Annotated in this window: 26 protein-coding genes and 2 pseudogenes; 16 read left to right on the top strand and 12 right to left on the bottom strand. The window is 71.6% G+C overall.

From position 1 onward, the window contains the following. Positions 1 to 87: 87 nt before the first annotated feature. The 5 genes from ACWDAG_RS04945 (at position 88) to ACWDAG_RS04925 (ending at position 4,764) form a co-directional block, all read left to right on the top strand. Positions 88 to 1,158, top strand: a complete 1,071-nt coding sequence (locus ACWDAG_RS04945; protein ID WP_450694177.1) for a zinc-dependent alcohol dehydrogenase family protein — start codon at positions 88 to 90, stop codon at positions 1,156 to 1,158. A 181-nt stretch (positions 1,159 to 1,339) separates the two neighbouring features. Continuing rightward, a complete protein-coding gene (locus tag ACWDAG_RS04940) occupies positions 1,340 to 2,215 on the top strand; it encodes a universal stress protein (RefSeq protein WP_450694176.1) in 876 nt (291 codons plus the stop codon). A gap of 349 nt (positions 2,216 to 2,564) precedes the next feature. Next, positions 2,565 to 2,831: an SHOCT domain-containing protein gene (locus ACWDAG_RS04935; protein WP_450694175.1), complete on the top strand. Its 267-nt coding sequence runs from the start codon at positions 2,565 to 2,567 to the stop codon at positions 2,829 to 2,831. Positions 2,832 to 2,858: 27 nt separating this feature from the next. Continuing rightward, the gene (locus ACWDAG_RS04930) at positions 2,859 to 3,848 is read left to right on the top strand and encodes an Acg family FMN-binding oxidoreductase (RefSeq protein ID WP_450694174.1); all 990 of its coding nucleotides are present in this window, start codon (positions 2,859 to 2,861) and stop codon (positions 3,846 to 3,848) included. A 124-nt stretch (positions 3,849 to 3,972) separates the two neighbouring features. Continuing rightward, positions 3,973 to 4,764 carry a universal stress protein gene (locus tag ACWDAG_RS04925; protein ID WP_450694173.1) on the top strand — a complete coding sequence of 264 codons (792 nt, stop codon included), beginning with the start codon at positions 3,973 to 3,975 and terminating at the stop codon, positions 4,762 to 4,764. Here ACWDAG_RS04925 and ACWDAG_RS04920 read toward each other — a convergent pair whose 3' ends face one another. After that, positions 4,765 to 5,466 carry a response regulator gene (locus ACWDAG_RS04920; protein ID WP_450694172.1) on the bottom strand — a complete coding sequence of 234 codons (702 nt, stop codon included), beginning with the start codon at positions 5,464 to 5,466 and terminating at the stop codon, positions 4,765 to 4,767. It lies immediately after the preceding gene. A gap of 230 nt (positions 5,467 to 5,696) precedes the next feature. Here ACWDAG_RS04920 and ACWDAG_RS04915 point away from each other — a divergent pair, with 230 nt between their 5' ends. Continuing rightward, positions 5,697 to 6,284: an Rv1733c family protein gene (locus tag ACWDAG_RS04915; protein ID WP_450694171.1), complete on the top strand. Its 588-nt coding sequence runs from the start codon at positions 5,697 to 5,699 to the stop codon at positions 6,282 to 6,284. Positions 6,285 to 6,318: 34 nt separating this feature from the next. On the opposite strand, the gene ACWDAG_RS04910 is transcribed toward ACWDAG_RS04915, so the two are convergent. Next, positions 6,319 to 6,996, bottom strand: a complete 678-nt coding sequence (locus ACWDAG_RS04910; protein WP_450694170.1) for a CBS domain-containing protein — start codon at positions 6,994 to 6,996, stop codon at positions 6,319 to 6,321. 44 nt (positions 6,997 to 7,040) lie between these two features. Next, positions 7,041 to 7,505: a cyclic nucleotide-binding domain-containing protein gene (locus tag ACWDAG_RS04905; RefSeq protein ID WP_450694169.1), complete on the bottom strand. Its 465-nt coding sequence runs from the start codon at positions 7,503 to 7,505 to the stop codon at positions 7,041 to 7,043. Positions 7,506 to 7,702: 197 nt separating this feature from the next. Here ACWDAG_RS04905 and ACWDAG_RS04900 point away from each other — a divergent pair, with 197 nt between their 5' ends. Next, positions 7,703 to 7,918, top strand: a complete 216-nt coding sequence (locus ACWDAG_RS04900; RefSeq protein WP_450694168.1) for a hypothetical protein — start codon at positions 7,703 to 7,705, stop codon at positions 7,916 to 7,918. A gap of 6 nt (positions 7,919 to 7,924) precedes the next feature. On the opposite strand, the gene ACWDAG_RS04895 is transcribed toward ACWDAG_RS04900, so the two are convergent. Further along, entirely contained in the window at positions 7,925 to 9,643 is a 1,719-nt protein-coding gene (locus ACWDAG_RS04895) for a SulP family inorganic anion transporter (RefSeq protein ID WP_450694167.1), read from the bottom strand. A 199-nt stretch (positions 9,644 to 9,842) separates the two neighbouring features. Here ACWDAG_RS04895 and ACWDAG_RS04890 point away from each other — a divergent pair, with 199 nt between their 5' ends. Genes ACWDAG_RS04890 through ACWDAG_RS04880 form a run of 3 tightly spaced genes read left to right on the top strand, consistent with a single transcriptional unit; the run spans position 9,843 to position 12,680 of the window. Beyond that, positions 9,843 to 10,748, top strand: a complete 906-nt coding sequence (locus ACWDAG_RS04890; protein WP_450694391.1) for a universal stress protein — start codon at positions 9,843 to 9,845, stop codon at positions 10,746 to 10,748. A 31-nt stretch (positions 10,749 to 10,779) separates the two neighbouring features. After that, the gene (gene adhP, locus ACWDAG_RS04885; RefSeq protein WP_450694166.1) at positions 10,780 to 11,802 is read left to right on the top strand and encodes an alcohol dehydrogenase AdhP; all 1,023 of its coding nucleotides are present in this window, start codon (positions 10,780 to 10,782) and stop codon (positions 11,800 to 11,802) included. A gap of 5 nt (positions 11,803 to 11,807) precedes the next feature. Further along, the gene (locus ACWDAG_RS04880) at positions 11,808 to 12,680 is read left to right on the top strand and encodes a universal stress protein (protein WP_450694165.1); all 873 of its coding nucleotides are present in this window, start codon (positions 11,808 to 11,810) and stop codon (positions 12,678 to 12,680) included. A 14-nt stretch (positions 12,681 to 12,694) separates the two neighbouring features. Here ACWDAG_RS04880 and ppk2 read toward each other — a convergent pair whose 3' ends face one another. Next, positions 12,695 to 13,498 (bottom strand): polyphosphate kinase 2, encoded by an 804-nt coding sequence (gene ppk2, locus ACWDAG_RS04875; RefSeq protein WP_450694164.1) that lies wholly within the window; start codon positions 13,496 to 13,498, stop codon positions 12,695 to 12,697. Between the two features lie 50 nt (positions 13,499 to 13,548). Here ppk2 and ACWDAG_RS04870 point away from each other — a divergent pair, with 50 nt between their 5' ends. Both ACWDAG_RS04870 and ACWDAG_RS04865 read left to right on the top strand, forming a co-directional pair. Next, positions 13,549 to 15,933, top strand: coding sequence for a phosphoketolase family protein (locus ACWDAG_RS04870; protein ID WP_450694163.1), 2,385 nt, complete (start codon positions 13,549 to 13,551; stop codon positions 15,931 to 15,933). A gap of 121 nt (positions 15,934 to 16,054) precedes the next feature. After that, a complete protein-coding gene (locus tag ACWDAG_RS04865; protein ID WP_450694162.1) occupies positions 16,055 to 16,648 on the top strand; it encodes an Rv1733c family protein in 594 nt (197 codons plus the stop codon). 139 nt (positions 16,649 to 16,787) lie between these two features. Here ACWDAG_RS04865 and ACWDAG_RS04860 read toward each other — a convergent pair whose 3' ends face one another. The 4 genes from ACWDAG_RS04860 to ACWDAG_RS04845 all read right to left on the bottom strand — a co-directional run bounded on the left by ACWDAG_RS04860 (position 16,788) and on the right by ACWDAG_RS04845 (position 17,923). Continuing rightward, positions 16,788 to 17,039 carry a hypothetical protein gene (locus ACWDAG_RS04860; RefSeq protein ID WP_450694161.1) on the bottom strand — a complete coding sequence of 84 codons (252 nt, stop codon included), beginning with the start codon at positions 17,037 to 17,039 and terminating at the stop codon, positions 16,788 to 16,790. A 114-nt stretch (positions 17,040 to 17,153) separates the two neighbouring features. Then, complete coding sequence (locus tag ACWDAG_RS04855) at positions 17,154 to 17,396, bottom strand: hypothetical protein (protein ID WP_450694160.1); 243 nt, start codon at positions 17,394 to 17,396, stop codon at positions 17,154 to 17,156. Beyond that, entirely contained in the window at positions 17,393 to 17,707 is a 315-nt protein-coding gene (locus ACWDAG_RS04850; protein ID WP_450694159.1) for a hypothetical protein, read from the bottom strand. The genes ACWDAG_RS04855 and ACWDAG_RS04850 overlap by 4 nt, the downstream gene beginning before the upstream one ends. A gap of 48 nt (positions 17,708 to 17,755) precedes the next feature. Further along, complete coding sequence (locus tag ACWDAG_RS04845; RefSeq protein WP_450694158.1) at positions 17,756 to 17,923, bottom strand: glycoside hydrolase domain-containing protein; 168 nt, start codon at positions 17,921 to 17,923, stop codon at positions 17,756 to 17,758. 135 nt (positions 17,924 to 18,058) lie between these two features. Between ACWDAG_RS04845 and ACWDAG_RS04840 the strand changes: the two genes are divergently transcribed. Next, positions 18,059 to 18,964 carry an NAD-dependent protein deacetylase gene (locus ACWDAG_RS04840; RefSeq protein WP_450694157.1) on the top strand — a complete coding sequence of 302 codons (906 nt, stop codon included), beginning with the start codon at positions 18,059 to 18,061 and terminating at the stop codon, positions 18,962 to 18,964. Between the two features lie 561 nt (positions 18,965 to 19,525). On the opposite strand, the gene ACWDAG_RS04835 is transcribed toward ACWDAG_RS04840, so the two are convergent. Further along, on the bottom strand, positions 19,526 to 20,551 hold the full coding sequence (locus ACWDAG_RS04835) for a 6-phosphofructokinase (protein WP_450694390.1): 1,026 nt from the start codon (positions 20,549 to 20,551) through the stop codon (positions 19,526 to 19,528). A 182-nt stretch (positions 20,552 to 20,733) separates the two neighbouring features. On the opposite strand from ACWDAG_RS04835, the gene ACWDAG_RS04830 reads away from it, so the two are divergent. The 3 genes from ACWDAG_RS04830 to ACWDAG_RS04820 all read left to right on the top strand — a co-directional run bounded on the left by ACWDAG_RS04830 (position 20,734) and on the right by ACWDAG_RS04820 (position 23,031). After that, positions 20,734 to 21,405, top strand: coding sequence for a hypothetical protein (locus ACWDAG_RS04830; RefSeq protein ID WP_450694156.1), 672 nt, complete (start codon positions 20,734 to 20,736; stop codon positions 21,403 to 21,405). A 22-nt stretch (positions 21,406 to 21,427) separates the two neighbouring features. Then, complete coding sequence (locus ACWDAG_RS04825; protein ID WP_450694155.1) at positions 21,428 to 22,081, top strand: hypothetical protein; 654 nt, start codon at positions 21,428 to 21,430, stop codon at positions 22,079 to 22,081. A 68-nt stretch (positions 22,082 to 22,149) separates the two neighbouring features. Beyond that, the gene (locus ACWDAG_RS04820; RefSeq protein WP_450694154.1) at positions 22,150 to 23,031 is read left to right on the top strand and encodes a 2-oxo acid dehydrogenase subunit E2; all 882 of its coding nucleotides are present in this window, start codon (positions 22,150 to 22,152) and stop codon (positions 23,029 to 23,031) included. 174 nt (positions 23,032 to 23,205) lie between these two features. On the opposite strand, the pseudogene ACWDAG_RS04815 reads toward ACWDAG_RS04820, so the two are convergent. Both ACWDAG_RS04815 and ACWDAG_RS04810 read right to left on the bottom strand, forming a co-directional pair. Continuing rightward, positions 23,206 to 23,349: pseudogene (locus tag ACWDAG_RS04815) on the bottom strand (IS701 family transposase); the annotation flags it as partial. 309 nt (positions 23,350 to 23,658) lie between these two features. Beyond that, positions 23,659 to 23,953 (bottom strand): annotated as a pseudogene (locus ACWDAG_RS04810) (nitrate reductase molybdenum cofactor assembly chaperone); the annotation flags it as partial. Between the last annotated feature and the right edge of the window lie 166 nt (positions 23,954 to 24,119).

Raw genomic sequence — 24,119 nt, 5'->3', positions numbered from 1 at the left:
ATCCCCTGGGTTTTGGCCAAGCTGGACCTACGGGGGTGTGCATCCGGCAATTCCGGGATTCCGTCCGTCAAGAGGGTGAGGTCGGACATGAAGGGCTACGTGTTCCACGGCCCAGGACAGTCGGCCTGGGAAGAGGTCGCAGACCCGGGTCTGGAGGAGGCCACCGACGCGATCGTGCGGGTCGACGCCGTCACCATCTGCGGCACGGACCTGCACATCCTCAACGGCGATGTGCCCGAGGTGCCCCCGGGCACGGTGCTGGGGCACGAGGCGGTCGGTGAGATCGTCGAGGTCGGCAGCGACGTGCGGACCGTACGGCCCGGCGACCGGGTCCTGATCTCCTGCATCAGCGCCTGCGGACGCTGCCGCTACTGCCGCGAGGCCGTGTACGGCCAGTGCCGGGGCGGTGGCGGCTGGATCCTCGGCCACCTGATCAACGGCACCCAGGCCGAGTACGTCCGGGTCCCCTACGCGGACCTCTCGGTCCATACGCTGCCGAGCGCGGTCGACAACGAGGACGCCGTGCTGCTGGCCGACATCTTCCCGACGGCCTACGAGGTGGGCGTTCTCAACGGGCAGGTACGTCCCGGAGACACCGTCGCCGTGGTCGGGGCGGGGCCCATCGGCCTGGCCGCGATCGCCACGGCCCGGCTGTTCGCCCCCGAGCGCATCCTCGCCGTGGACCTCGCCGCGCCCCGCCTGGAGGCGGCCAGGAAGCTCGGTGCCGAAGCGGTGGCCGACGCGACCGAAGCTCCGGAGCAGCTGATCGCCGACCTCACCGACGGGCTCGGTGCCGACGTGGTCATCGAGGCGGTCGGCGTGCCGGAGAGCTTCGAGCTGTGCACGCGCATGGTGCGCCCCGGCGGGCACGTGGCCAACGTCGGTGTGCACGGCAAGCCCGCGACCCTGCACCTGGAAGACCTGTGGATCAAGAACGTGACCATCACCACGGGGCTGGTCGACACACGCTCCACCCCCACGCTGCTGCGGATGGCGGCAGCCGGACGACTGCCCACCTCACAACTGGTCACACACGGCTTCCCGCTCGACCGCATGGAGGAGGCGTACGAGGTCTTCGCCCGCGCAGGCGAGACCGGCGCGCTCAAGGTGGTACTCGGCGGGCCGCAGCGCGAGGTCGTCCCCGTGTCGACGGCATGACGGAAGCCCCGGCAGTGTCCTTGTGGGGGCTCGGCCCAGTGGCCGTGCGGGCACGGGCCTGGGCCGAGCGGCCCCGAGCGGGGGCCGAACCACCCCTGCTGAGGCCGGGCTGCCGGTGCCACGGTGGGAGTGGAGCTCCGTGCCGAGCTCTGGCACAGACCGAAGAAAGGCGGTGGGGAAGATGGAGCTGCCCCTGGTCGTGGGCGTCGACGGATCCGACGGGAGCCTCGCCGCGGTCGACTGGGCCGTGGACGAAGCGGCCCGGCACGGACTGCCGTTGCGACTGGTGTACGCCTCGCTGTGGGAACGCTACGAGGGCACAGTGCCGTCCAACAGCCTTGAACGTCCGTCCGAGCAGGTGATGGCGGACCACATCGTCGCCTCCGCCGCGGAGCGCGCTTGGCGGCGCAACCCCGACGTGAAGGTCACCACCGAGGTGCTCCCCGATGAAGCGGTCTCCGCGCTCCTGCATGAGGGCAACAACGCCTCCGTACTGGTGACCGGCTCGCGCGGGCGCGGCGAGCTGGCGGGCCTGCTGCTCGGCTCGGTCGGGCTGGCCGTGGCCGCCCGCGCCCACGGCCCGGTGATCGTCGTCCGCGGCGACAAGGCCGGCCTCGCGGGCACCCACGAGCGGATCCTGCTCGGCGCGGGGGAGCCGGCGACCGGCGGCGAGGCCGTGCGGTTCGCCTTCCGCGAGGCCCAGGCACGCGGCTGCACCCTCGACGTCGTGCGCACCTGGCGCTGTCCCGCCCACGAGAGCGCCGACGACCCACGGCTGGCGGAGGACCCCGCACACCGCCACGAGGAGCAGGCGGCCGCGCTGCTCGACACCCTGCTCGCAGACGCGATCGCAGACCACCCGGGGGTCCTGGTGCGCCGCGTCATGGTCGAGGGGCCGGCCCGCAAGGTGCTGCTGCACCGCTCGGCGGCCGCGGACCTGGTGATCGTCGGGGCACAGCGCCGTACCGGCCACGGCGGCCTCCAACTCGGCCGGGTGGCACACACGTTGCTGCACCACGCCGACTGCCCGGTGGCAGTCGTGCCGCAACAGGTGTGACCGTGCGGCGCCCGCCCAGCGGCCTCGACTAAGTCCGCTCCGGTTCAACAGCGCCCCAAAGGGGCGCGGGAACAGCGCGATCAGAGGCGGCACCACCGGTCGTACGGGTTCGCGCTGCGCGCCACCACGAGCACTGGGGCGTACGGCTGAGGCTGGAGCGCGGTCTGACCGGGCGGTCTGCCTGCAGCCGGGGGAGACCGGCCGGCTGCTGCTCGGGGACTGACGGCGAACGCGCTCCGGGCTTGGGCCGGATGGCCCCGGGTCGACACCGGGCGGCCCATACCCGCTGGTCATGCGGGATGTGAGGGTGGCCGTGAGGAGCAGTCCGAGACAAAGGAAGCGGTCCGCGATGTACTGGAACGGTCACGACATGAACGGATGGGGCTGGTTCGCGATGTCGATCGGTACGGTCCTGCTGTGGGCTCTGCTCATCACCGTGGCCGTGCTGGTCTTCCGCACCCTGAACCGGGCCCCGGAGCCCCCGCACGCCCCGACCGCCGCCGCGCCCGAGCGGCTGCTCGCCGAGCGATTCGCCCGGGGGGAGATCGACGAGGAGCAGTACCGCCGGGGCCTGGCCGTGCTGCGCGGGGACGGCCCCACCCTCGCCGAACACTGACAGAACTGTCCGAGGGAGGTGCGCCCCATGTCGGCGCAACCGTTCGCCACGACGAACGTCACGGCTCTGGTGGCCGCCGCCACGGCCGCGCCCTCGCTGCACAACGCGCAGCCGTGGCGATTCCGCCATCACACCAAGGTCGGCACGCTCGAACTGCGTGCCGACTTCGAGCGCGCCATGCCGCACACCGACCCCGGCAACCGCGGCCTGCACATCGGCTGCGGCGCTGCGCTGTTCAACCTCCGTGTCGCCGCGGCCGACAGTGGCCTGCACGTCGACATCCATCTGCTGCCCGATCCCGCCGACCGGGAGCTGCTCGCCGTCGTGCATCTCGACGACACCCACCGGCCCGACCGCGACCTCGCGATGCTGTTCCCGGCGATCGCCCGCCGGCACACCAGCCGCCATCCGTTCCAGGACAAGCCGATCCCGAATGCAGTCCGGGACGCCCTGCGCGACGCCGCCCTCAGGGAAGGCGCTCAGCTGGCCTTCCCCGACGCCTGGCACGTGGAGTCGCTGCTGGAACACGTCCGCGACGTCGAGGGGCGCGACAGCCTGCACCCCGAGCGTCTCGAGGACGTCCAGCGGTGGACCCGCGTCGGTGCGGAGAGTGCCGGCACGGCCGTGGACGGCATTCCCGAGGAGGCCTTCGGGCCGCGCAAGCAGGGCGGCCGCGCTCCGGTCCGTGACTTCGCGGGCCGTCACGCCGTGCCCGGCCGTCCGGCGGCCGTCTTCGAGACCACCCCGCACCTGGCACTGCTGGGCACGCACAACGACCACCCCGACGACTGGCTGCGCGCGGGACAGGCACTCGAGCGGGTCCTCCTGCTGGCCACCCTCGACGGCCTGGCCACCTCCCTGACCTCCCACGCACTGGAGCAGGCGGACCTGCGGGAGCTGGCCCGCGACCCACGGTCGGCCATGGGCTTCGTGCACATGGTGCTGCGCCTCGGCTACGGGCCCGCGGGGACGGCGACACCACGCCGTCCCGTGCACGAGGTACTGGAGATCGGCTGAGCGCACGGCCGGGCCCACGAGAGGGCCGGTCGGCGCGTCCCCCGGGGCCCGTCGGCCCAATGTGGCCGAGGCCGGGCAGGCGAAGGCTGAGAACCGTGACAACCGCAGACGAGGGAGGGGCACCATGAACGGTCCGGTCGTGGTGGGAGTGGACGGTTCGCCGTCGGGTCTGGCGGCCGTGGAAGCGGCGGCGTGGGAGGCCGACCGGCGCGGAGTGGGCCTTGAACTGGCGCACGTCCTGACGTGGTCCGAGGAGTTGGTGCCGGTCGGTGTGGCGCCCTGGGATCCGGACGGCGGCGGGCTTGGGGACCGGGTGAACGAGGCACTCGCCGATGCCGAGTGGCGGGCCCGCCGGGTGGCGCCCGACTTGACGATCACGCGTGAAGTCCTCGTCGGCGAGCCGGTGACGGTGCTCGGGTCGGAGTCGCGCGCCGCGTCCCTCACCGTGGTGGGGAGCCGACCCGCGCACGGCAGGCGCGGCCGCCTGCACGGCTCGGTCGCCGGTCGTCTGACGGCCCAGGCGGGCTGCCCGGTGCTGGTGGTGTGCGGCAGGCAGAGCCGGACCGGTCCCGTCGTCCTGGCGCAGGAGGAGTCACCGGTGGCTCGCGAAGCCGCCGAGTTCGCCTTCGCGGAGGCATCGGAGCGCGGTGTGGAGCTGGTGGTCCTGCACCGGACAGCGGCCGTACGCGCCCTGAGCGGGCTGCGTGAGCGGTATCCGGATGTCGTCGTGCGCACCCGCCCCCTGCGGGGCCGCCGGCACCGCTCCCTGGTGGAGGCGAGCGTCGGCGCGCAACTCGTCGTGGTCGGTGTACGACGGCGGAACGGCAGTGCCGCCGCGCTGTCCGGCCCCGACGGCCGGACGATCCTGCGGCAGGCACACTGCCCTGTGGCTCTGGTCCCGTCCCCAAAGGGGTGATCAGTGCGTGGGTCGGTCGCCCGGCTGCGGCTGGTCCAGGTGCGTGGCGAGGACCGCGGCCTGCACGCGGCGCTGCACCCCGAGTTTGGCCAGCAGCCGGGAGATGTGGTTCTTGACGGTCTTCTCCGACAGGTAGAGCTGCTTGCCGATCTCACGGTTGGTCAGTCCGTCCCCGATCAGTGCGAGGATCTCCCGCTCGCGCGGGGACAGGCCCGCCAACTCGGGTGCCACGGCCGGGGTTTCGGCGGGTTCGGTGCGCAGGGAGCGCATGAGCCGGGCGGTGGTGGCCGGGTCGAGCATGGACTGGCCGGAGGCGACGGTGCGGACCGCCGAGATCAGGTCGGAGCCCTTGATCTGCTTGAGGACGTAGCCGGAGGCGCCGGCCATGATGGCGTCGAGGAGGGCGTCCTCGTCGTCGAACGAGGTGAGCATCAGCACGGCGAGTTCGGGCATACGGCTGCGCAGGTCCCGGCAGACGGAGATGCCGTCGCCGTCGGGCAGCCGGACGTCCAGGACGGCGACGTGAGGGCGCACGGCGGGTGCGCGGACGAGGGCGTGCGCGACGTTCTCGGCATCGCCGACGACGCTGATGTCGGGTTCGCCGTCCAGCAGGTCGGCCAGCCCGCGTCGGACGACCTCGTGGTCGTCGAGCAGGAAGACCCGGATGGGGTCCTCCGCCGTGAAGGTACGTGCCTCGGTCATGTCGGCCCCTCGTTCCCCGGATGTATGACGCACGGGCTGCGGGCCGCACGTCACGACGATCATCACCTGCGGGGGCCGGACGCACTAGGGCCGACCGGCCCCACTCGTCGCCACCGTACGCCGACCGGCCCGTGGCCCGAAGAGAGGCGGCCGCCTCTCCCGTGGACGGCAATCTGGTGAGACCTTTTAGGTGTGTCCGTCCTCATTGCACCCGTAAGGGGGTGTGGCCGATGCGAAAGGTCAGACACGCGAAGGTCCTGGTGTGGCGCTGGCGGAGCAACCCGCTGCGGCGGCGCAGCGATGTGGTGGAGGCGTGGATCGTGCTGGCCGTCTGGACGGCCGCGACGGCCGGAGCGGTTGCCGCGGGGACGGTCGGGGCGCAGGCCGCGCAGCGCGTGGTGAACGAGGACCGGGCGGCCCGTCGGCCGGTGTCCGCGGTGGTCGTGAAGACCGTGGCCGGAAGCGGGCGGGACGTCGTCACCGGGGTGCGCTACGACCGGGTGCTGGCGACGGTGCATTGGAGCGACGGGAAGGGCCCGGTCCGTACGGGCACGGTGGACGTGAAGTCCACGGCGAAGCCGGGCAGTGAGGTCCGGGCCTGGACGGACGGACGCGGTCGCCTGGTGTCGGCGCCCGTGAGTGCCGAGGAGGCGGCGACACGTGTCGTACTGGCCGGGACCGGAGTCGGGCTGGCGACGGGGCTGACGGTTCTCGGCGGCGGGCGGCTGGTGCGGCTGCGCGTCCAGCGGCGGGCCACCGAGCGGTGGGGAGCCGAATGGGAGCGGGTCGAACGGGAGTGGGGGCACAGGACTGGCTGAGACGACGGGCGGGCGGCCGGGCTGGTGGCGCCGATCAGATCGCCGGCCGGTCCCGTCCGTCGAGCCCGTCCGGTCCGTCGAGCGCGAATTCCACGTCCACGACCCCCTCGACCGCCCGGACCAGGCGCGCGGCCACCGGCACGAGGGAGGCGTCGCGGACCCGGCCGCCGAGCGTCACGACCCCGTCGCGGACCTCGACCCGTACCTCCGAGAGCGGTGTGGTGAACAGATACGAGACGATCTCCCGCCGAACCTCCTCGGCGATCTCCTCGTCGTCCCGCAGGAACACCTTGAGCAGGTCCGCCCGGCTGACGATGCCCTCCAGCCGCCCGCCGTCGTCGACCACCGGCAGACGCTTGACCCGGGCGCGGGCCATCTCCCGCGCCGCCTGCGCGAGCGTGGCGTCCGCCCGGATGGTGAGGGCGGGTGAGGTCATCAGCTCGCCGGCGGTGACCGAGCCAGCCTTCGCGAGGTCCGACAGCCGCCGCAGCTGCGTGTACCGGTCGGGATCGCTGTCGCGGAACTCCTCCTTGGGCAGCAGATCGGCCTCGGAGACCACCCCCACGACCCGGTTCCCGCCGTCCACCACGGGTACCGCACTGACCTTCCGGTCCTGCATGGTCCGCACGATGTCCTTGAAGGCGGCCGTGCGGCCGACTGCGGCGACGGTGCGGGTCATCACGTCACTCACGATGTGCGGGAACGCGTGCACAACGCCTCCTTGATCGCCTCGGTTCTCGCGGCCGCGGGCGGGTTTCACCGCCCGTCGCCGCTGCCGTACGGGGCGTACAGGTCGAGCAGCCGTACCCGGGCCGCCTGCAGCCGGTGGGCCACGACCTCGCCCACCCATCGGGCAATGGTCCGTCCGAACTCGGGATCCTCTTTGCAGATCGTCCGCACGGTCGTGGCGTCGAACTCGTACGCACGCAGCGGCGAAGCGGCCTCGGCGCCGAGGTGCCAGGTGTAGGGGGCGAACAGCCAGGACCAGCCGAGCAGTTCGTTGTGCCCCAGGGACTCGATGACGGCTGCCCGGCGGCCGGGCACCCGCATGTCGAGATCGACCGTGCCGGTGCGGATGATCCAGAACCGGTCGGCGTGACCGCCCTCCTCGAAGAGCCGGGTGCCCTCGGGGAACGACACCTCCCGGGCGATCCGCATCAGCCGCTGCCGGTGCTCGGCAGGCAGCGCCCGCGGCATGCTCGTGGTTGCGGGAGCGTTCATGGCGTGCCTCCACTCAGGCGTACGGGGCTACCACTCCAGGGTGTGCGCGCGTCCCCGAACGGGCCAGGGGCCACCCGGCCCCACGATCGGGCCGACCGGCGGTGCGCACCACCCCTGTGGCACCCTGTGCCGCCCGCCCGCCCGCAGTTCGATGGTGGTGAGAGAGCCACCCGACGAAGCGGAAAGGGGGCAACATCATGGGTACGAGCCTGACTCCGGAGTTCTGGCGGCAGTCCGCCGTTCTCCTGGTGATCGCCATGGCCGTCACCTTCGTGCTCAGCGCGGCACTCGACGCGCTGGTCCTGCGGGCGCAGCAGCGCCGTGCCGCACGGCGCCCGTCGGGCACGGGGACGACCGGAACGGCCCCGCGCCGGCCGGAGCGGACCGTCGTGCGCATGCCCGTGAAGAGCTGACACGGTCTAGCCTTTGCGGCCCCACTCCCGATAGGCGGCCACGGCGGTCGGCAGCGTCGGAAAGATCAGGTCCCTGCCCACCGCTTCGGCCAGCCCGTACGCCTCCAGGTCGTCCAGGAGGTCCTGCTTGACCCGCGCGAGGGCGAACACGACGCCGCGGCGGGTGAGTTCGCGGCGCACCTCGTCGACCGCGTCCAGGGCGGTGATGTCCACCTCCACGTTCGCCTCGGTGTTCAGGACGAACCAGCGGACCGGGGTGGTCTGTTCGTCCACCGCGGCCAGGGCCCGGCGGTGGAAGTCCTGCGCGTTGGCGAAGAAGAGCGGGGAGTCGTAGCGGTAGACGAGCAAGCCCGGGATGGTGCGGGCCTGCGGGTAGTCGTCCACGTCGTGCATGCCGGCCACACCGGGCACCAGCCCCTCGACGGCGTCGTGGGGACGCGCCACGCGGGTCAGCAGCTCCGCCACGGACAGGCCGACGGCGACGATCACGCCGTAGAGGATGTCCAGGGTCAGCACCCCGGCCAGGCAGCCGAGAGCCAGCAGCAGTTCGCGCCGCCGGAAGGAGGCCAGTCGGCGAAAGCCCGCGAGGTCGATCATGCGGACGGCGGCATACACCACGAGCGCACCCAGCACCGCCGACGGGGTGCGGGAAAGCAGCGGGCTGAGGAAGAGCAGGACGGCCAGCACTCCCGCGCCCGCGACCAGGGAGTACGCCTGGCTGCGGGCGCCGGCCGAGGAGGCGAGCGCGGTGCGGCTGGCGCTGCTGCTCACCGGGAAGCCGTGCAGGCATCCCGCTCCGAGATTGGCCGCGCCCAGCGCCAGGAACTCCTGGTTGGGATCGAGCGCCGGGCCTTCGTCGTCGCGGCCGGTGAAGGCCCGTGCCGTGAGGATGAAGTCGGTGTAGGCCACCAGGAGCACACCGAGGGCGGGCAGCACCAGGTGCGGCAGCTCGGTGAGGTCCGGCAGCGCGAGGCCGGGCAGCCCGGACGGGACCTCGCCGATCGTCTTGATGCCGTACCGCTCGTCGAGGTCGAAGGTGGCCACGGCCGCGGTGCCCAGCACCACCGCCAGCAGCGGACCGGGCACCGCACGGGCCAGCCGTACCACTGTGAAGAGGAAGGCGAGGGTGACGGCGGAGAAGAGCACCGTGGGCGCATGCGCCTGGCCCAAGTGACGTACGAACGACCACAGTTGGGGGAAGAAGGCCGAGCCCGTCGTGGACACTCCGGTCAGCTTGGGGAGCTGGTCCACGATCATGATCAGGGCCACGCCCGCCAGATAGCCGATCAGTACGGGACGGGACAGCAAGTCGGCGACGAAGCCGAGGCGCAGTGCCCTTGCCGCCAGGCACAGCAGTCCCACGGTGACGGCGAGGGCGGCGGCCAGCGAGGCGTAGCGGCCGGGATCCGAGCCTGCGAGCGGGCCCACCACGGTCGCCGTCATCAGCGCCGTGGTCGACTCGGGGCCCACGGAGAGCAGCCGCGACGAGCCCAGGAGGGCGTAGAGGGCGAGGGCGGGCAGGATCGCCCACAGCCCGGCGACCGGCGGCAGACCGGCCACGCCCGCGTACGCCATCACCTGCGGCACGAGATAGGCGGCCACCGTCACCCCCGCCAGCAGGTCCCCGCGCAGCCACGCCCGCCGGTAGCCGAGCAGCGCGGCGAGGCCCGGCAGCACCCGGGGCCAGGCCCAGGGGCGACCGAGGAGCGTGCCGATCCCGGGCACGGCCCGCCACCCTGCGGATCTTCGGACCATGGCCCGCCTTTCGCCGTCTGACCTCAGGATCCCCCAGCCGGACACACCCCGGCAGCACTCTCCCGGACATGGGGCCGGTCGGCCCCGGCTCAGGACCAGCGGCCCCTGCACACCGACCCCTCATGGAGCCGACGCTGGAAACGGATCAGACCTGGAGGTGGAGATCATGATGCCCCGTACCGTGACCGTGGGTCTCGACGGTTCCCCCGAGAGCCGGGCCGCCGCCGAATGGGCGGCCCGCGAAGCGACTCTGCGTGGCCTCACACTCAAACTGGCGCATGTCTGGGAGGCCGTGCCGGACCCCATCGCGCAGGCGCCGCTGCTCGGTGCCGAGACGCTCCAGCACTGGACCGAGCGTGTTCCCCGTGAAGCCGCCGAAGGACTGCGGCTGCGTCACCCCGGCCTCGAGGTGACCACCGAGCAGTTCACCGGACGGCCCGCCGAGGTCCTGGCCCGCGAGGCGAAGGAAGCCGAGCTGCTCGTCCTCGGTTCCCGGGCCATGAGCGGGATCGGCGGCTTCCTGGTCGGCTCGGTCGGCTATGAGGTCGTGGCCCACGCGAACCGTCCGGTGGTCCTGGTGCGCGCCGGGGAACAGGCCTTGGACGAGCACGGGAAGGACCCGGCGGGCATCCCGTCCACCGCGGCCCCCTACCTGCCCGTGGTCCTCGGCCTGGACACCGACTCGCCCGACGAGGCACTGATCGGCTTCGCCTTCGACGCGGCCGTCCGCAGGGCCACGTCCCTGCGGGTCGTACACGGCTGGAACCCGTCGCCGTACATCGCCTACGGCGTCCCCGCGGACATGGAGGGCCACCGGAAGCTGGCTCAGCAGGAGGCTGCCGCCCTCACCGAGGTCATGCGTCCGTGGCGGCAGAAGTTCCCGGACCTCTCCATCACCGAGGAGTCCCACTACGGCAGCCCCGCGAGCTACCTCGTCGATGCCTCCGCCGACGCCTCCCTGGTCGTCGTCGGCCGGCGCCACCAGCGTGCGCCGCTGCGGCCGCACATCGGCCCCATCACGCACGCCGTCCTGCACCACGCCACCGCCCCGGTCGCCGTCGTGGCCCACGACTGACGCACACCCCTCTGACAGGAGCTGAACGACCATGAAGGCAGCAGTCGTACGAGCCCTCGGCGCCCCCCTGGTCATCGAGGACCGGCCCGACCCCGAGCCGGGCCCCGGCCAGGTCAGGGTCCGCGTCGAGGCGTCCGGGCTGTGCCACACCGACATCCACGCCGCGCACGGCGACTGGCCCGTCAGGCCGAACCCCCCGTTCGTGCCCGGCCACGAGGGTGTCGGCCTCGTCGAGAAGCTCGGCGAGGGTGTCACCCACCTGTCCGTCGGGCAGCGCGTCGCGGTGCCCTGGCTGGGCGGCGCCTGCGGGCGGTGCGAGCACTGCCTGTCCGGCTGGGAGACGCTGTGCGAGCAGCAGGTCAACACCGGGTACGGCTGCGACGGCGGGTACGCCGAGAAGATGCTCGCCCGGGCCGACTTCGCCCAGCCGGTGCCGGACGGCGTCAGCCCCTTCGAGGCCGCCCCGCTGACCTGCGCCGGCGTCACCACGTACAAGGCCCTCAAGGTCGCCGGCGTACGGCCCGCCCAGCTGGTGGCGATCTCCGGCGTCGGCGGGCTCGGACACCTCGCCGTGCAGTACGCGAAGATCGCCGGTGCGCGGGTCGCCGCGATCGATGTCACCGACGAGAAGCTCGCACTCGCCGCCGAACTCGGCGCCGACATCGTGATCGACGCCCGCAAGGACGACGTCGCGAAGGTCCTCAAGGCGCACGGGGGAGCGCACGCGGCCATCGCGCTGGCCGTGCACCCGGCCGCCTTCGAGGCCGTCAACTCCGGCCTGCGGCGCGGCGGCAAGCTCGTCATGGTCGCGCTGCCGGCGCACGGGACCATCCAGGTCCCGATCTTCGACACCGTCCTCAACGGCACCTCGGTGATCGGTTCGATCGTGGGTACCCGGCAGGACCTCGCCGAGGTCTTCCAACTGCACGCGGCGGGCCGCACGAAGGTGGAGTACGAGACCCGCCCGCTGTCCGCCGTCAACGAATCCATCGACGAGGTGCTGCGCGGCCAGGTCAAGGCCCGCATCGTGTTCGACCTCGGTACGGAAGGGTGAAAAAGATGGAACTCCCGCTGGTCGTGGGCGTGGACGGCTCCGAGCCGAGCCTGCGTGCCGTCGACTGGGCGGCCGACGAGGCCGTGCTGCGCGGGGTGGAGCTGCGGGTCGTGTACGCCTCGCTGTGGGAGCGCTACGAGGGCAGTACCCTCGCCACGGACCTCGGGAAGCCGTCCGAGGCGGTGCTCGCCCAGGACGTCGTCGACCACGCGGCCCGGCGGGCGCACGAGCGCCATCCGGATCTGAAGGTGGCACCGGTGGCGGTGGCGGAGGAGCCCGAGTACGCCCTGGTGCACGAGGGGCGCCAGGCCTCCGCGCTGGTGGTCGGCAGCCGTGGCCGCAGCGGCATCGCGGAGTTCCTGCTCGGCTCCGTCAGCCTGTCCGTGGCCGCGCACGCCGACTGCCCGGTGATCGTGCTGCGCGGCAGCCACGACAATCAGGCGGTGCCCGGCACCCACGGACGTGTCCTCCTGGGCGTCGGCGAGGACGGTGCCGAGTCCTCGGCCGTGCGCTTCGCCGTCGACGAGGCGCGCCGTCGCGGGGCGCGTCTGGAGGCCGTACGCGCGTGGCGGTGCCCCGCGCACGAGAGCACCGACCACCCGCTCATGGCCGGGGAGCCTGCCCGCCTGCACGAGGAGCGGGCCGTGGCAGCGTTGGAGGGAGCGCTGCACGACGTGCCGGCGGACGCCGACGTGCACCGCCGCACCGTCGAGGGCCACGCCCGCAGGGTCCTGGCGGACCTCTCGCACGACGCCGACCTGCTGGTCGTGGGTGCCAGGCGGCGCGAGGGGCGCTTCGGGCTCCAGCTCGGCCGCGTCGCCCACGCGGTACTGCACCACTCCGCCTGCCCGGTCGCCGTCGTACCGCAGCGGGCGTGAGCGCCGTGCCGGGCTTACAGGTTCGCCGCGTGATCGGGGACGTACGTCTGCAGGTCACGCGGCGAGCGCTGGTAGCCGGTCGACTTCGGCCGGTCCGGCAGCTCCAGCACAGGCGGCGGCACGTCGTGATACGGCAGGGAATCCAGCAGATGGGCGATCATGTTCAGCCGTGCCCGGCGCTTGTCGTCGCTCTCCACGACGAACCACGGTGCCTCGGTGATGTCGGTGTGCACCATCATCTCGTCCTTGGCCCGGGAATACGCCTCCCAGCGGGTGATCGACTCCAGGTCCATCGGCGACAGCTTCCAGCGCCGCAGCGGGTCCTCGAGCCGCCGCCGGAAGCGCTCCTGCTGCTCGGTGTCGCTCACCGAGAACCAGTACTTGCGCAGCACGATCCCGGCCTCCACCAGCATCCGCTCGAAGATCGGGCACTGCCGCAGGAAGAGCTGGTGCTCCTCCTTGGTGCAGAAACCCATCACATGCTCGACCCCGGCCCGGTTGTACCAGGACCGGTCGAACAGCACGATCTCCCCGGCGGCCGGCAGATGCTCGATGTACCGCTGGAAGTACCACTGGGTGCGCTCGCGCTCGGTCGGCTTGGGGAGGGCCGCGATCCGGGCGACACGGGGGTTGAGGTGTTCGGCGACCCGCTTGATGGTGCCGCCCTTGCCGGCCGCGTCCCGGCCCTCGAAGACGACGACGAGGCGGGCGCCCTCCGCACGCACCCACTCCTGCAGCTTCGCCAACTCCGTCTGCAGGCGCAGCAGTTCCTTCTCATACGTCTTGAGCGGCACCTTCGCCGCCTTCTTGTCGGCCATGCCGCCTCCACCGCCCCGTTGCCCCACGCCGATGACTTCCGGAGTCCCTGATGCCCAAGGTCGAACACCAGAACAGCAGCACCGTACTGACCGACGACGAACTGCGCACCCTGGACGCGCACTGGCGTGCCGCCAACTACCTGTCCGCCGGACAGATCTACCTCATGGCCAACCCGCTGCTGCGTGAACCGCTGCTGCCGGAGCACATCAAGCCGCGGCTGCTCGGCCACTGGGGCACCTCGCCCGGTCTGAACCTCGTCCACACCCACCTCAACCGCGTCATCAAGGCCCGAGGCATCGATGCCCTGGCCATCTGGGGCCCGGGTCACGGCGGACCGTCCGTGCTGGCCAACTCCTGGCTGGAGGGCAGCTACAGCGAGACGTATCCGAACGTCGGCCGGGACGGCGCCGGAATGGAGCGTCTGTTCCGCCAGTTCTCCTTCCCCGGCGGTGTGCCGAGCCATGTGGCGCCGGAGACCCCCGGCTCGATCCACGAGGGCGGTGAACTGGGCTACTCGCTCTCGCATGCCTACGGGGCGGCCCTGGACAACCCGAATCTGCTGGTCGCCTGTGTGATCGGCGACGGTGAGGCGGAGACCGGACCGCTGGCCGCCTCCTGGCACTCCAACAAGTTCCTCGACCCGGTCCACGACGGCGCCGTGCTGCCGATCCTCCACCTCAACGGCTACAAGATCGCCAACCCGACGGTGCTGTCCCGGCTGCCCGAGCACGAGCTCGACGAGCTGCTGCGCGGCTACGGCCATTCGCCGATCCACGTCGGCGGCGACGACCCTGCCACCGTCCACCGCGCGATGGCGCGGGCGATGGACGACGCACTGGACCGCATCGCCGCGCTGCAGCAGTCGGCCCGCGAGGACGGCGTGGCGGAGCGCTCGCACTGGCCGGTCATCGTGCTGCGCACCCCCAAGGGCTGGACCGGGCCCGCCGAGGTCGACGGCGTGCCGGTCGAGGGCACCTGGCGTGCCCACCAGGTCCCGCTGGCCGGCGTCCGCGAGAACCCGGAGCACCTGCGGCAGCTGGAGGCGTGGCTGCGCTCGTACCGCCCCGAGGAACTGTTCGACGTCGACGGCCGGCCGGTCGCCGATGCCCTCGCCTGCGTCCCCGAGGGGAGCCGGCGGCTGGGCGCCACCCCGCACGCCAACGGCGGTCTGCTCGTCCGCGACCTGCCCGTCCCGTCCCTCGACCGGTTCGCCGTACCCGTCGACAAGCCGGGCGCCACCCTCCACGAGCCGACCCGGGTCCTCGGTGACCTCCTGGCAAAGGTCATGGAGGACACCTCGGCCCGCCGCGACTTCCGGGTCGTCGGCCCGGACGAGACCGCCTCCAACCGGCTGCAGGCCGTCTTCGACGCCAGTGGCAAGGCCTGGCAGGCTGAGCACCTCCCGGTCGACGAGCACCTGGACCGGAACGGCCGTGTGATGGAGATCCTCTCCGAACACACCTGCCAGGGCTGGCTGGAGGGGTATCTCCTCACCGGTAGGCACGGGCTGTTCTCCTGCTACGAGGCCTTCGTGCACATCGTCGACTCGATGGTCAACCAGCACATCAAGTGGCTGAAGACGTCAAGGCGGTTGCCGTGGCGCGCCCCGATCGCCTCCCTCAACTACCTGCTGACCTCACACGTGTGGCGCCAGGACCACAACGGCTTCTCCCATCAGGACCCCGGCTTCGTCGACCACGTCCTCAACAAGAGCCCCGAGGTCGTACGGGTCTACCTGCCGCCGGACGCCAACACGCTGCTGTCCGTCGCGGACCACGCACTGCACAGCCGGGACTACGTGAACGTGATCGTCGCCGGCAAGCAGCCCTGCTTCGACTGGCTGTCCATGGACCAGGCCCGCGCCCACTGCGCCCGCGGAGCCGGCATCTGGGACTGGGCGGGCACGGAGAACGGCGGCGAACCGGACGTCGTCCTCGCCTGCGCCGGAGACGTACCCACCCAGGAGGTGCTGGCCGCCGCCCAGCTGCTCCGCCACCACCTGCCCGACCTCGCGGTCCGCGTGGTGAACGTCGTGGACATGGCCCGCCTGATGCCCCGCGAGGAGCACCCGCACGGCATGAGCGACTTCGAGTACGACGGCCTGTTCACCAAGGACAAGCCGGTGATCTTCGCCTACCACGGCTACCCGTGGCTGATCCACCGCCTCGCCTACCGCCGCACCGGCCACAAGAACCTCCATGTGCGCGGCTACAAGGAGTCCGGCACCACGACCACACCGTTCGACATGGTCGTCCGCAACGACCTGGACCGCTACCGGCTGGTCATGGACGTCATCGACCGCGTGCCCGGGCTGGCCGTACGAGCAGCGGCCGTGCGCCAGCGCATGGAGGACACACGTCTGCGCCATCACGACTGGATCCGCATCCACGGCACCGACCTGCCGGAGGTCGCGGACTGGACCTGGAACGGCTGAGCGTGGACTTCACGACGGGGGCCGATCGGCCCATGCGTTTCCGGCTGCCATGACCGAGCCTGGGAGAAGGCCACGTCCCTCCGGTAGATCTTCGAGCCGAGAGACAAGGGGGTGTCGGGCCATGGCACGGACGCGTCCCACCCGGGTGAAGAAGGTGCGGTTCTGGCGGTGGCGGCGCAATCCCCTGCGCCGGCACAGCGACTCCGTCGAGGCCTGGATGGTTCTGGCCACCTGGATCGTCGCCCTGGTGGGCGGCCTGCTCGCGGGCTTTGCGGCGGATGCGGCCATGCTGGACAGCCTCGCCGCACGACGCGCCGTCGTGCACGCCGTGCCGGCCGAGCTCACCGATAACGCGGACAGGTCCGGGGCCGTGTCGACGGACGGCGGTGCCACGGTGTGGGCAAAGGCGCGCTGGACGGCCGCCGACGGATCCACGCACACGGGCCTGACTCGGGTCGACCCGAGCAGCACCGCCGGTACGTCGGTCACCGTCTGGATCGACAGCCGTGGCGAGTTGACCACCCGGCCTTCCACTGTGGCGGAAGCGCGTGTGGAGTCGGCTCTGACGGGCGCGCTGGCCGCGGCGGCGGCCGGCGGCGTGGCCCTGGGCTGCGGACGGGTGACACGGCAACGGCTCGACCGACGGCGCATGCGCGCCTGGGAGGCCGAGTGGGAGCTCGTCGGCCCCCAGTGGCGGAAGAAGATGACCGGATGACAGGCCCGACCCGGTCTCTCATGGGGCCGGGGCGGACAGCGAGGGCTGGTGGAGCCGCCGCCCGGGTGCTCGGGCGGTAGCCCGCCTTATGCCTTTGGGCCTTTACGGCGCGACGGACATGAGTGCTCCGCCGCGTCGGTCAGCGCTGTCCGGCCAGAGCATGGACGAGTTTCGTGACGTCCACCAGGCCGGTGTTCGGGTGGCCGTAGAGGTGGTAAAGGAGGCGGTCTACCTGGCGCAGACGGTGGCCGGCGAGCTGGTCGGTGAGGGCTACGACGGCGGCGAAGAGGGGAGACGACTCGTTGGTGCCGTTGCCGCCTGCCGTCCAGCCGGTACGGGTCGGGTCGTAGGACGAGTAGAGCCACAGGGCGCCAGCCGGGGATGCCGCCATGCTGATGTCCGGCGTGCCGCGGTGTCGGCCCACGACCGAGGCGACCGGGTTCTGGCAGGAGCGGGCGAAGACCTTGGAGTAGTCGCCGCCGCTTCCCGACCAGGCTTCGTCCGACTACACGCGGTTGCCCGTGTCGTCCAGGTAGAGCTCGGTGCCGCCGATGGCGGTGACGAAGGGGTCGCCGGCAGGCCAGGCCGCGTCCGCCCGGTTGGCGTGGCCGCCGCCGTCGCCGGAGCCGGCGGTGAGGGTGAGACCGTGCCGGGCGGCCTCGTGGAAGCCGTAGCGCAGGGTCGTGAGGCTGGTGCAGTCGCCGAGGTCGAAGCCGGGGAAGCAGGCCTCGCTGGTGGCCCGGCTCATGGAGACGACGTCGCCCCTGGCGTTCTTCGCCAGGTCGTTGATGGCACTCTGCATCTCGGGAATGCCCACCGGGCCCTCGGTCTCCGAGACGCCGGTCTCGACGAGGACGATGAGCGCGCGTCCGGGTCGGTGGGGTCGTAGGCCGGGACGTCGCCCCACTTCACCACGTCGACCTGGGTGTCGGGCAGCCCCCACTGCTTGTCGAAGACCTCCAGGTCGTGCTGGATGGTGGGGGAGCCGAAGGAGTAGTAGGCGGCGAGCAGCGGTACGGCGGAGTCGCCGACCATGATGTGCGCCTCGGCGGTCTCCATGCCCCACTTGGTGAGGGTGCCGCCCTGCTGGTAGCCGTCGATGACGGACTACGCCATGGCGGAGGCGGCCGGCGGGTCGAGCAGTGCGGTGAGCTGGGCCTGGGAGTGGTAGCTGTCCCAGGTGGAGAAGTCGGCGTACCTCGCCGAGTGACCGCTGCCGACCGTGTGCAGGGCGTTGTCGAAGCCCCGGTACGAGCCGTCGGCGCCGTACGGCACGGCCGATCCAGAGTCGGAAGCCCGTTCGCGGATCCGGGGTACGACGTCGACACCATGGAGCCCCGACGGCGCTGTCGACCGTCCGGTGCGCCTTGGCGTCGCGGCATCGGTCGGCGGGTTTCGTACCCTGGCGCCATGCGCATGCGCCCCACCCTGAGCTGGACCCCCACCGAGGACCCGCCGCCGAGCACGACGGACCTGCAGCCGGTCGTCGACGCGCTGGCGGCCGGGCGGGTACTGGTGCTCAGCGGTGCGGGCATCTCCACCGAGTCGGGCATCCCCGACTACCGAGGTGAGGGCGGCAGCCTGAGCCGGCACACCCCGATGCTCTACCAGGACTTCACCGACAGCGCGCACGCGCGGCGGCGGTACTGGGCACGCAGTCACCTCGGCTGGCGGGCCTTCGGCAAGGCGCGGCCGAACGCCGGGCACCGGGCGGTGGCCGCGTTCGGGCGGCAGGGGCTGATCTCCGGGGTGATCACCCAGAACGTGGACGGGCTCCACCAGGCCGCCGGCAGCGAGGGCGTCGTCGAACTCCACGGCAGCCTCGACCGGGTGGTCTGTCTCGGCTGCGGCGTCCTCCTCGCGCGCAGGGAACTCGCCCGACGACTGGAGGAGGCCAATCCCGCTTTCGCGCCGGTCGCCGCCGGTATGAATCCTGATGGTGACGCCGATCTCACCGACGACCAGGTCGGAGACTTCCAGGTCGTGCCCTGCACCCTCTGTGGCGGGATCCTCAAGCCGGACGTGGTGTTCTTCGGCGAGGCGGTCTCGCGCCACCGGGTCGAACAGTGCCGCGCCCTCGTCCACGCGGCGGACTCACTGCTCGTCCTCGGATCCTCGCTGACGGTGATGTCCGGACTGCGATTCGTCCGCCAGGCCGCGCAGGCGGGGAAACCGGTGCTCATCATCAACCGGGACGTGACCCGCGGCGACCGGCACGCCGTCACCCGGGTCGACCTACCGCTCGGAGCGGCCCTCACCACGGTGGCAGGCCGACTGGGCGTTCCCGTCGACGACGAGGAGGCGGTCGGGGCCTGAGTCTGCGGCGAGACGACTGATCGGCACCTGTCACCCGGCCGAGCAGCGTGCATCGAGGGGAGGACGCGGCGAGTCTCCCGCTGGTGGGCATGGACGGGCCCGAACGCAGCCCGGAGCGGCGCTGCGCGGATTCCCCCGCGTCTCGTGCATGCGTCTCCGCCGCTTGCGGGCGATGGGGTCCGGCTGTGGAGACACCGCGTACTGGGTGCCAAAGTGGTGCCGCCGAGGCGATGGGCTTCGACGCACCGGCCGGTCAATGAGATGCCGAATTTGCGTTCGCGGCCGCCTAGGCGCCCGGGGCGCCTCTGCCGACCGTACAAGCGTGGGCCCTTTGCAGCCGAGGCCGTTTCCCCGCGGACGCTGTTCGTGACCGGAGGGCAGCGCCACCTCGGCGGACCGGGAGGCCCGACAGCTTCTCAGACGCCCTGCGCCCAGGGCAGGATGAGTATCCGCCGACTCACGCGCGACCGAGGGCCAACTGGGGCCGGTCGCGCGCGCCTTGCTGCACCGCAGCCGTCTCCGGTGGCGATCGCCCCGCGCACCGACCGACCGGGCAGCGGCTCAGCCGAAGAACACCTGGAACTCGTCGTACAGCGACGGATCCACCAGCTTGGTGTGCGCGGTGGCCTCGGCGAGGGGAATGCGGATGATCTCGGTGCCACGCAGAGCCACCATCATGCCGAAGTCGCCGTCGTTGACCGCATCGATGGCATGCAGCCCGAAGCGCGTGGCCAGCCAGCGGTCGAAGGCGCTCGGGGTGCCGCCGCGCTGGATGTGACCAAGGACCGTGGTACGGGCATCCGTGCCCGTGCGCTGCTCGATCTCCTGGGCCAGCCACTCGCCGATGCCCGACAGCCGCACATGGCCGAACTCGTCGAGTGTCCGGTCCTTGAGGATCATCTGTCCCTCTTTGGGGACCGCCCCCTCGGCCGCCACGACGATCGGCGCGTAATTGATCTTGAACCGGCTCTTCACCCACGCACAGACCTGGTCGATGTCGAAGGGCCGCTCCGGAACGAGGATCACGTTGGCCCCGCCCGCGACACCGGCCCGCAGTGCGATCCACCCGGAATGCCGACCCATCACCTCCACCACCAGCGTTCGCATGTGCGACTCGGCAGTGGTGTGCAGACGGTCGATCGCCTCCGTCGCGATCCCCACGGCCGTGTCGAAGCCGAAAGTGCAGTCGGTGCCGGACACGTCGTTGTCGATGGTCTTCGGCACGCCCACCAGATCGATCCCTTGTCGGCTGAGCTCGGTGGCCACGCCCAGCGTGTCCTCGCCGCCGATCACGACGAGCGCGTCCACCTCGTGCGCGGCGAGCGTGTCCCGGATGCGCTTCACCCCGTCCTCGTGCTTGAACGGGTTGGTGCGGGAGGAGCCGAGGATGGTTCCGCCGCGGGGAAGGATCCCCCGCACTTCCTGGATACCCAGTGGCACCACGTGGCTCCGCAGCGCACCGAGCCAGCCGTCGCGCAGACCGACGAAGTCGAAGCCGTACTCCTGGACGCCCTTGCGGACCACGCTGCGGATCACGGCATTGAGACCGGGACAGTCGCCGCCGCCGGTCAGCACTCCCACCTTCATGGCTTCGCTCACCTCCGCGGACGTGAACTCCAAGCGCCGTTCGGCTCCCTTTCCATCATGAGCGACGGCGGTCCGTCGACGCACCTGCAGGCGGGCCCACCAGCACCATCCAGGCCCCGGGCAGCCCGGCCATCACCGAGAGTCCCCTGGCGCCAGGGAGTCGGATGAGTAACTCTCGAAGTGTGAGCGAACGTGCCACGCTCGGGCCGGCTGCCGTCGCTTCCGTCGCGGTCGCCTTGGTGCTGCACGGCCTGATCCTGCGGCCGAGGATGCTGACCTGGGGCGCGACTCGCGACGAGGCTGCACGTGCCTATCCCGGGGACGAGCTCATCCCCGGTGCCGGCAGTGGCTCGACCATGGCCACGACCCTGCCCGCGCCGCCGTCGAAGGTCTGGCCATGGCTGGCCCAGATGGGCTGCGACCGCGGCGGCTGGTACAGCTGGGACCGGCTGGACAACGGTGGGCGACCGAGCGCGGATCACATCGTTCCCCAGTGGCAGAGCCTGGAGCGAGGACAGCGGCTTGCCTCGGTGCCCGGCGGCCGCGCCTGGTTCACCGTCGCGATGCTGGTACCAGAACGGACCCTGGTGCTGCGGGACGACACGCGACTTCCTTCAGGCCGCCCGTTCGACCCATCCCATGGACCCGCGCCCCGCGCGTTCGTCAGCTCGGTCTGGGGCTTCCACCTCGAACCGGTTGGCGCGGGCACCCGCCTTGTCGTCCGCACCCTCGGTCGAAGCCGCCCGCGCGTGCTCACCGGTCCGATGGATCTGATGTTTTGGGAACCCGCTCACTTCATCATGCAGACCCGCCAGTTCCACAACCTCCGGGCGCGGCAACGGCGGACCACGTGACCGCACACCCCGGGAGGCCGTGATGAGCGCCGACTCGACCTTCGAGCCCGCTGGAGGCCCGCTGCTCCTGGACGGCGTGCTGCCGGCGTTCAGGTTCTCCCGACTCGAATGTGTGGCGATCGCCGCGGCGCCGTCCGTCGCCCACGAGGCAGCGCGCGGGCTGGACCTGCTCACGATCCACTCCCCGCTCCTTGACGCGGCCATGCGCGTGCGCGGGTTGCCCGACCGGCTGCGCCGCCGGCCCATGACGACCCCGCCCTCCATGCGGGTGGCCGACCTGTTCGACACCGTCGGAGAAGCGTGGGAGGGCCAGCCCTGGGTGGCACTGGGTGAGCGTCCGGGCCGTGAACTCGTCTTCGGGGCCGTCGGGAAGCCGTGGCAGCCCTCGATCGAGTGGCGGCGGGTCGAACCGGAGCACTTCACGTCATTCGGCGAGGCCGGCTGGGCGAAGATGGCGGCCGCTTTCGTGGTCCATCCGTACGGCGCCCAGCGGTCCCTGCTCACCTACGAGGCGCGCACCGCCTGCACCGACCCGGAATCCACCGCCCGCTTCGCCCGCTACTGGATGCTCGTCTCCGCAGGGGTCGGCGTCGTTCTGCGCGGGACGCTCCGCGCTGTCAAGGCGGCTGCGGAACAGGGATCTCGGCCCGCAGGGGCCCGGGACGGTGACGCGTGACGGCAGACCGCTGCCCGAGCTACTGCTCCGGGAGGTGGCGACCGAAACCGACAGCAAGGAGCCGTTCGATGCGCAAGCACGGCATGACACCGGACCGCATGCGCCAGCCAACTCCCCCCGCTGCTGCGGACCGGTCACGCGGGGTCGACGTCCGGCCCTTCCCGCCGAGTCGGCGGCTGGTGATCGCGGCCGTGCGGGCCGGGCGACACATGGCGGCCATGCACAGCCTCGTCGATCTGGACGTCACGACGGCGCGGAACCTGCTCACGCGGTCCACGGAACCGGTGTCGTTCACCGCATTCATCGTGGCGTCCGTCGCACGCGCAGCAGCGGCACACCCGCAGGTGCATGCCTACCGGAACTGGCGCGGCCGACTGGTCCGGCACCGCCATGTCGACGTGAACACGCTCGTGGAGGTCACGACACCGCAAGGCCTCTTCACTCTCCCGCATGTACTGCACGACGCCGACATCCGCGATGTGGAGCACCTCACGGCAGAACTGCGGGCCGCCAAGCGCGACTACGCCACGACGGACACAGGGCGTCTCCTTGACCGCTTCGGCACCACCATGACCCGCCTTCCCGGCATCGTGCCGACGATGTACGCAGTGCTGGCCAGGTCCGTCCGGCTTCGTCGGCTGACCGGGACAGTCGCGGTCACAGCAGTGGGAATGTTCGGCGCCGGCGGCGGGTTCGGCATTGCCCCGCCGAGTCTGATGCCCCTCCAGGTAGTCATCGGCGGTGCGATCCAGCGCCCCCGTGTCGTGGACCAACGGATCGAGGTCCGTGACGTGCTCGACCTGACGATCACTTTCGACCACAACGTGATCGACGGCGCACCCGCCGCCCGGTTCGTCGCGGAGCTGCGCCACATCATCGAGAACGCCGAGGTGATACGCGCACCCGCCGTCGGCACGAGTGATGGACACACGACTGGTACGGCTGAATAGGATCAAACAGAGCCCCAGGACCACACGAGGCCCCGAATCGTGCGTGATTGCTGCAATGCCGGCTGCTTCGTCAGGTTCTGGTTCTGCTTGCGGTGAGGGGGCGGCCGCAGGTGGTGCAGGTGCCGTCCCAGCACCGCAGCAGGTCCTGCAGCGCGTCGAGGACTTGGTAGAGGCTCAGGCTGTCGTACTGGCTTTTGGGTCGTGACGCCGCACGGTGAGGAAGGCCTGTGCGGCGGTGACGAGGGTGACGTGGTGGTGCCGGCCGCGCCAGGTACGGCCCTCGAAGTGGTCCAGGCCCGGGCCGTGCTTGAGCTCGCGGCTTCCTTGCCCGAGGACCGCACCTGGGGCACCGCAAAGCGCGAGGCCATAGGCCCTTTGCTGCCTTCGCGCCAGGTGGAACGGCTGGCTGCCCCAGCGCAGCCAGCGGTGTTGCAGGAGCCGGCTGGTGTGGGGGGCCAGCCGAACTGGTTCTGGCAGCAGCGCCACACGTGCCCGACCACGAACACGGCGAGGCAGATGTACGGAAGGCGACCCACGGCAGCAGGTCGGCGCCGCTTGCGGGGGCGGCGGCCAGGGAGGCGAATGCGGCGTTCGTCGCGCGTCCTCCGAACGGGCGGCCGCGCCGGAGGGCACGCGGGTCGGCGGGGCGGGCAGCGGCGGCACGAAGGTCTGCGGCGGGGCGAACTCCCCGTCGCCGTAGGCCCCGTAGGGGTCGAGTCCGACGTCCTTGGTCGGCGGGCCATGGGCGGCGAGTTTGCGCAGGGGTGCCTCACCGGAGCCGGGCCCGGTGAGTGCCGCGAACTCCAGGACCACCGGCAGATGGTCGGGCAGTTCGCCGCCGTCAATGTCCCAGCCGGTGGCCCTGCTGGCGCTGGGCGAGCGCCAGCAGGGCCATGCCCCGGCGACGGGTGTCCCCGTGCAGGCCCGGCGGCCGTACGGATGCCGGTCGTGGACGCCGGTGCCGACGCCGCGAGGGCCGGCTGTACGCCGCCCAGCGCGACACGGCGCAGGGCGCGAGGTGCCATCATGTCGTTCCCCTCTCCTCCAGCAGTGCAAGCCAGTTCGTCCACTCCAGTACAGCGCTCAGC

This window comes from Streptomyces sp. NPDC001157 (assembly GCF_053598255.1).
This window is presented reverse-complemented; position numbering and strand designations above follow the sequence as displayed.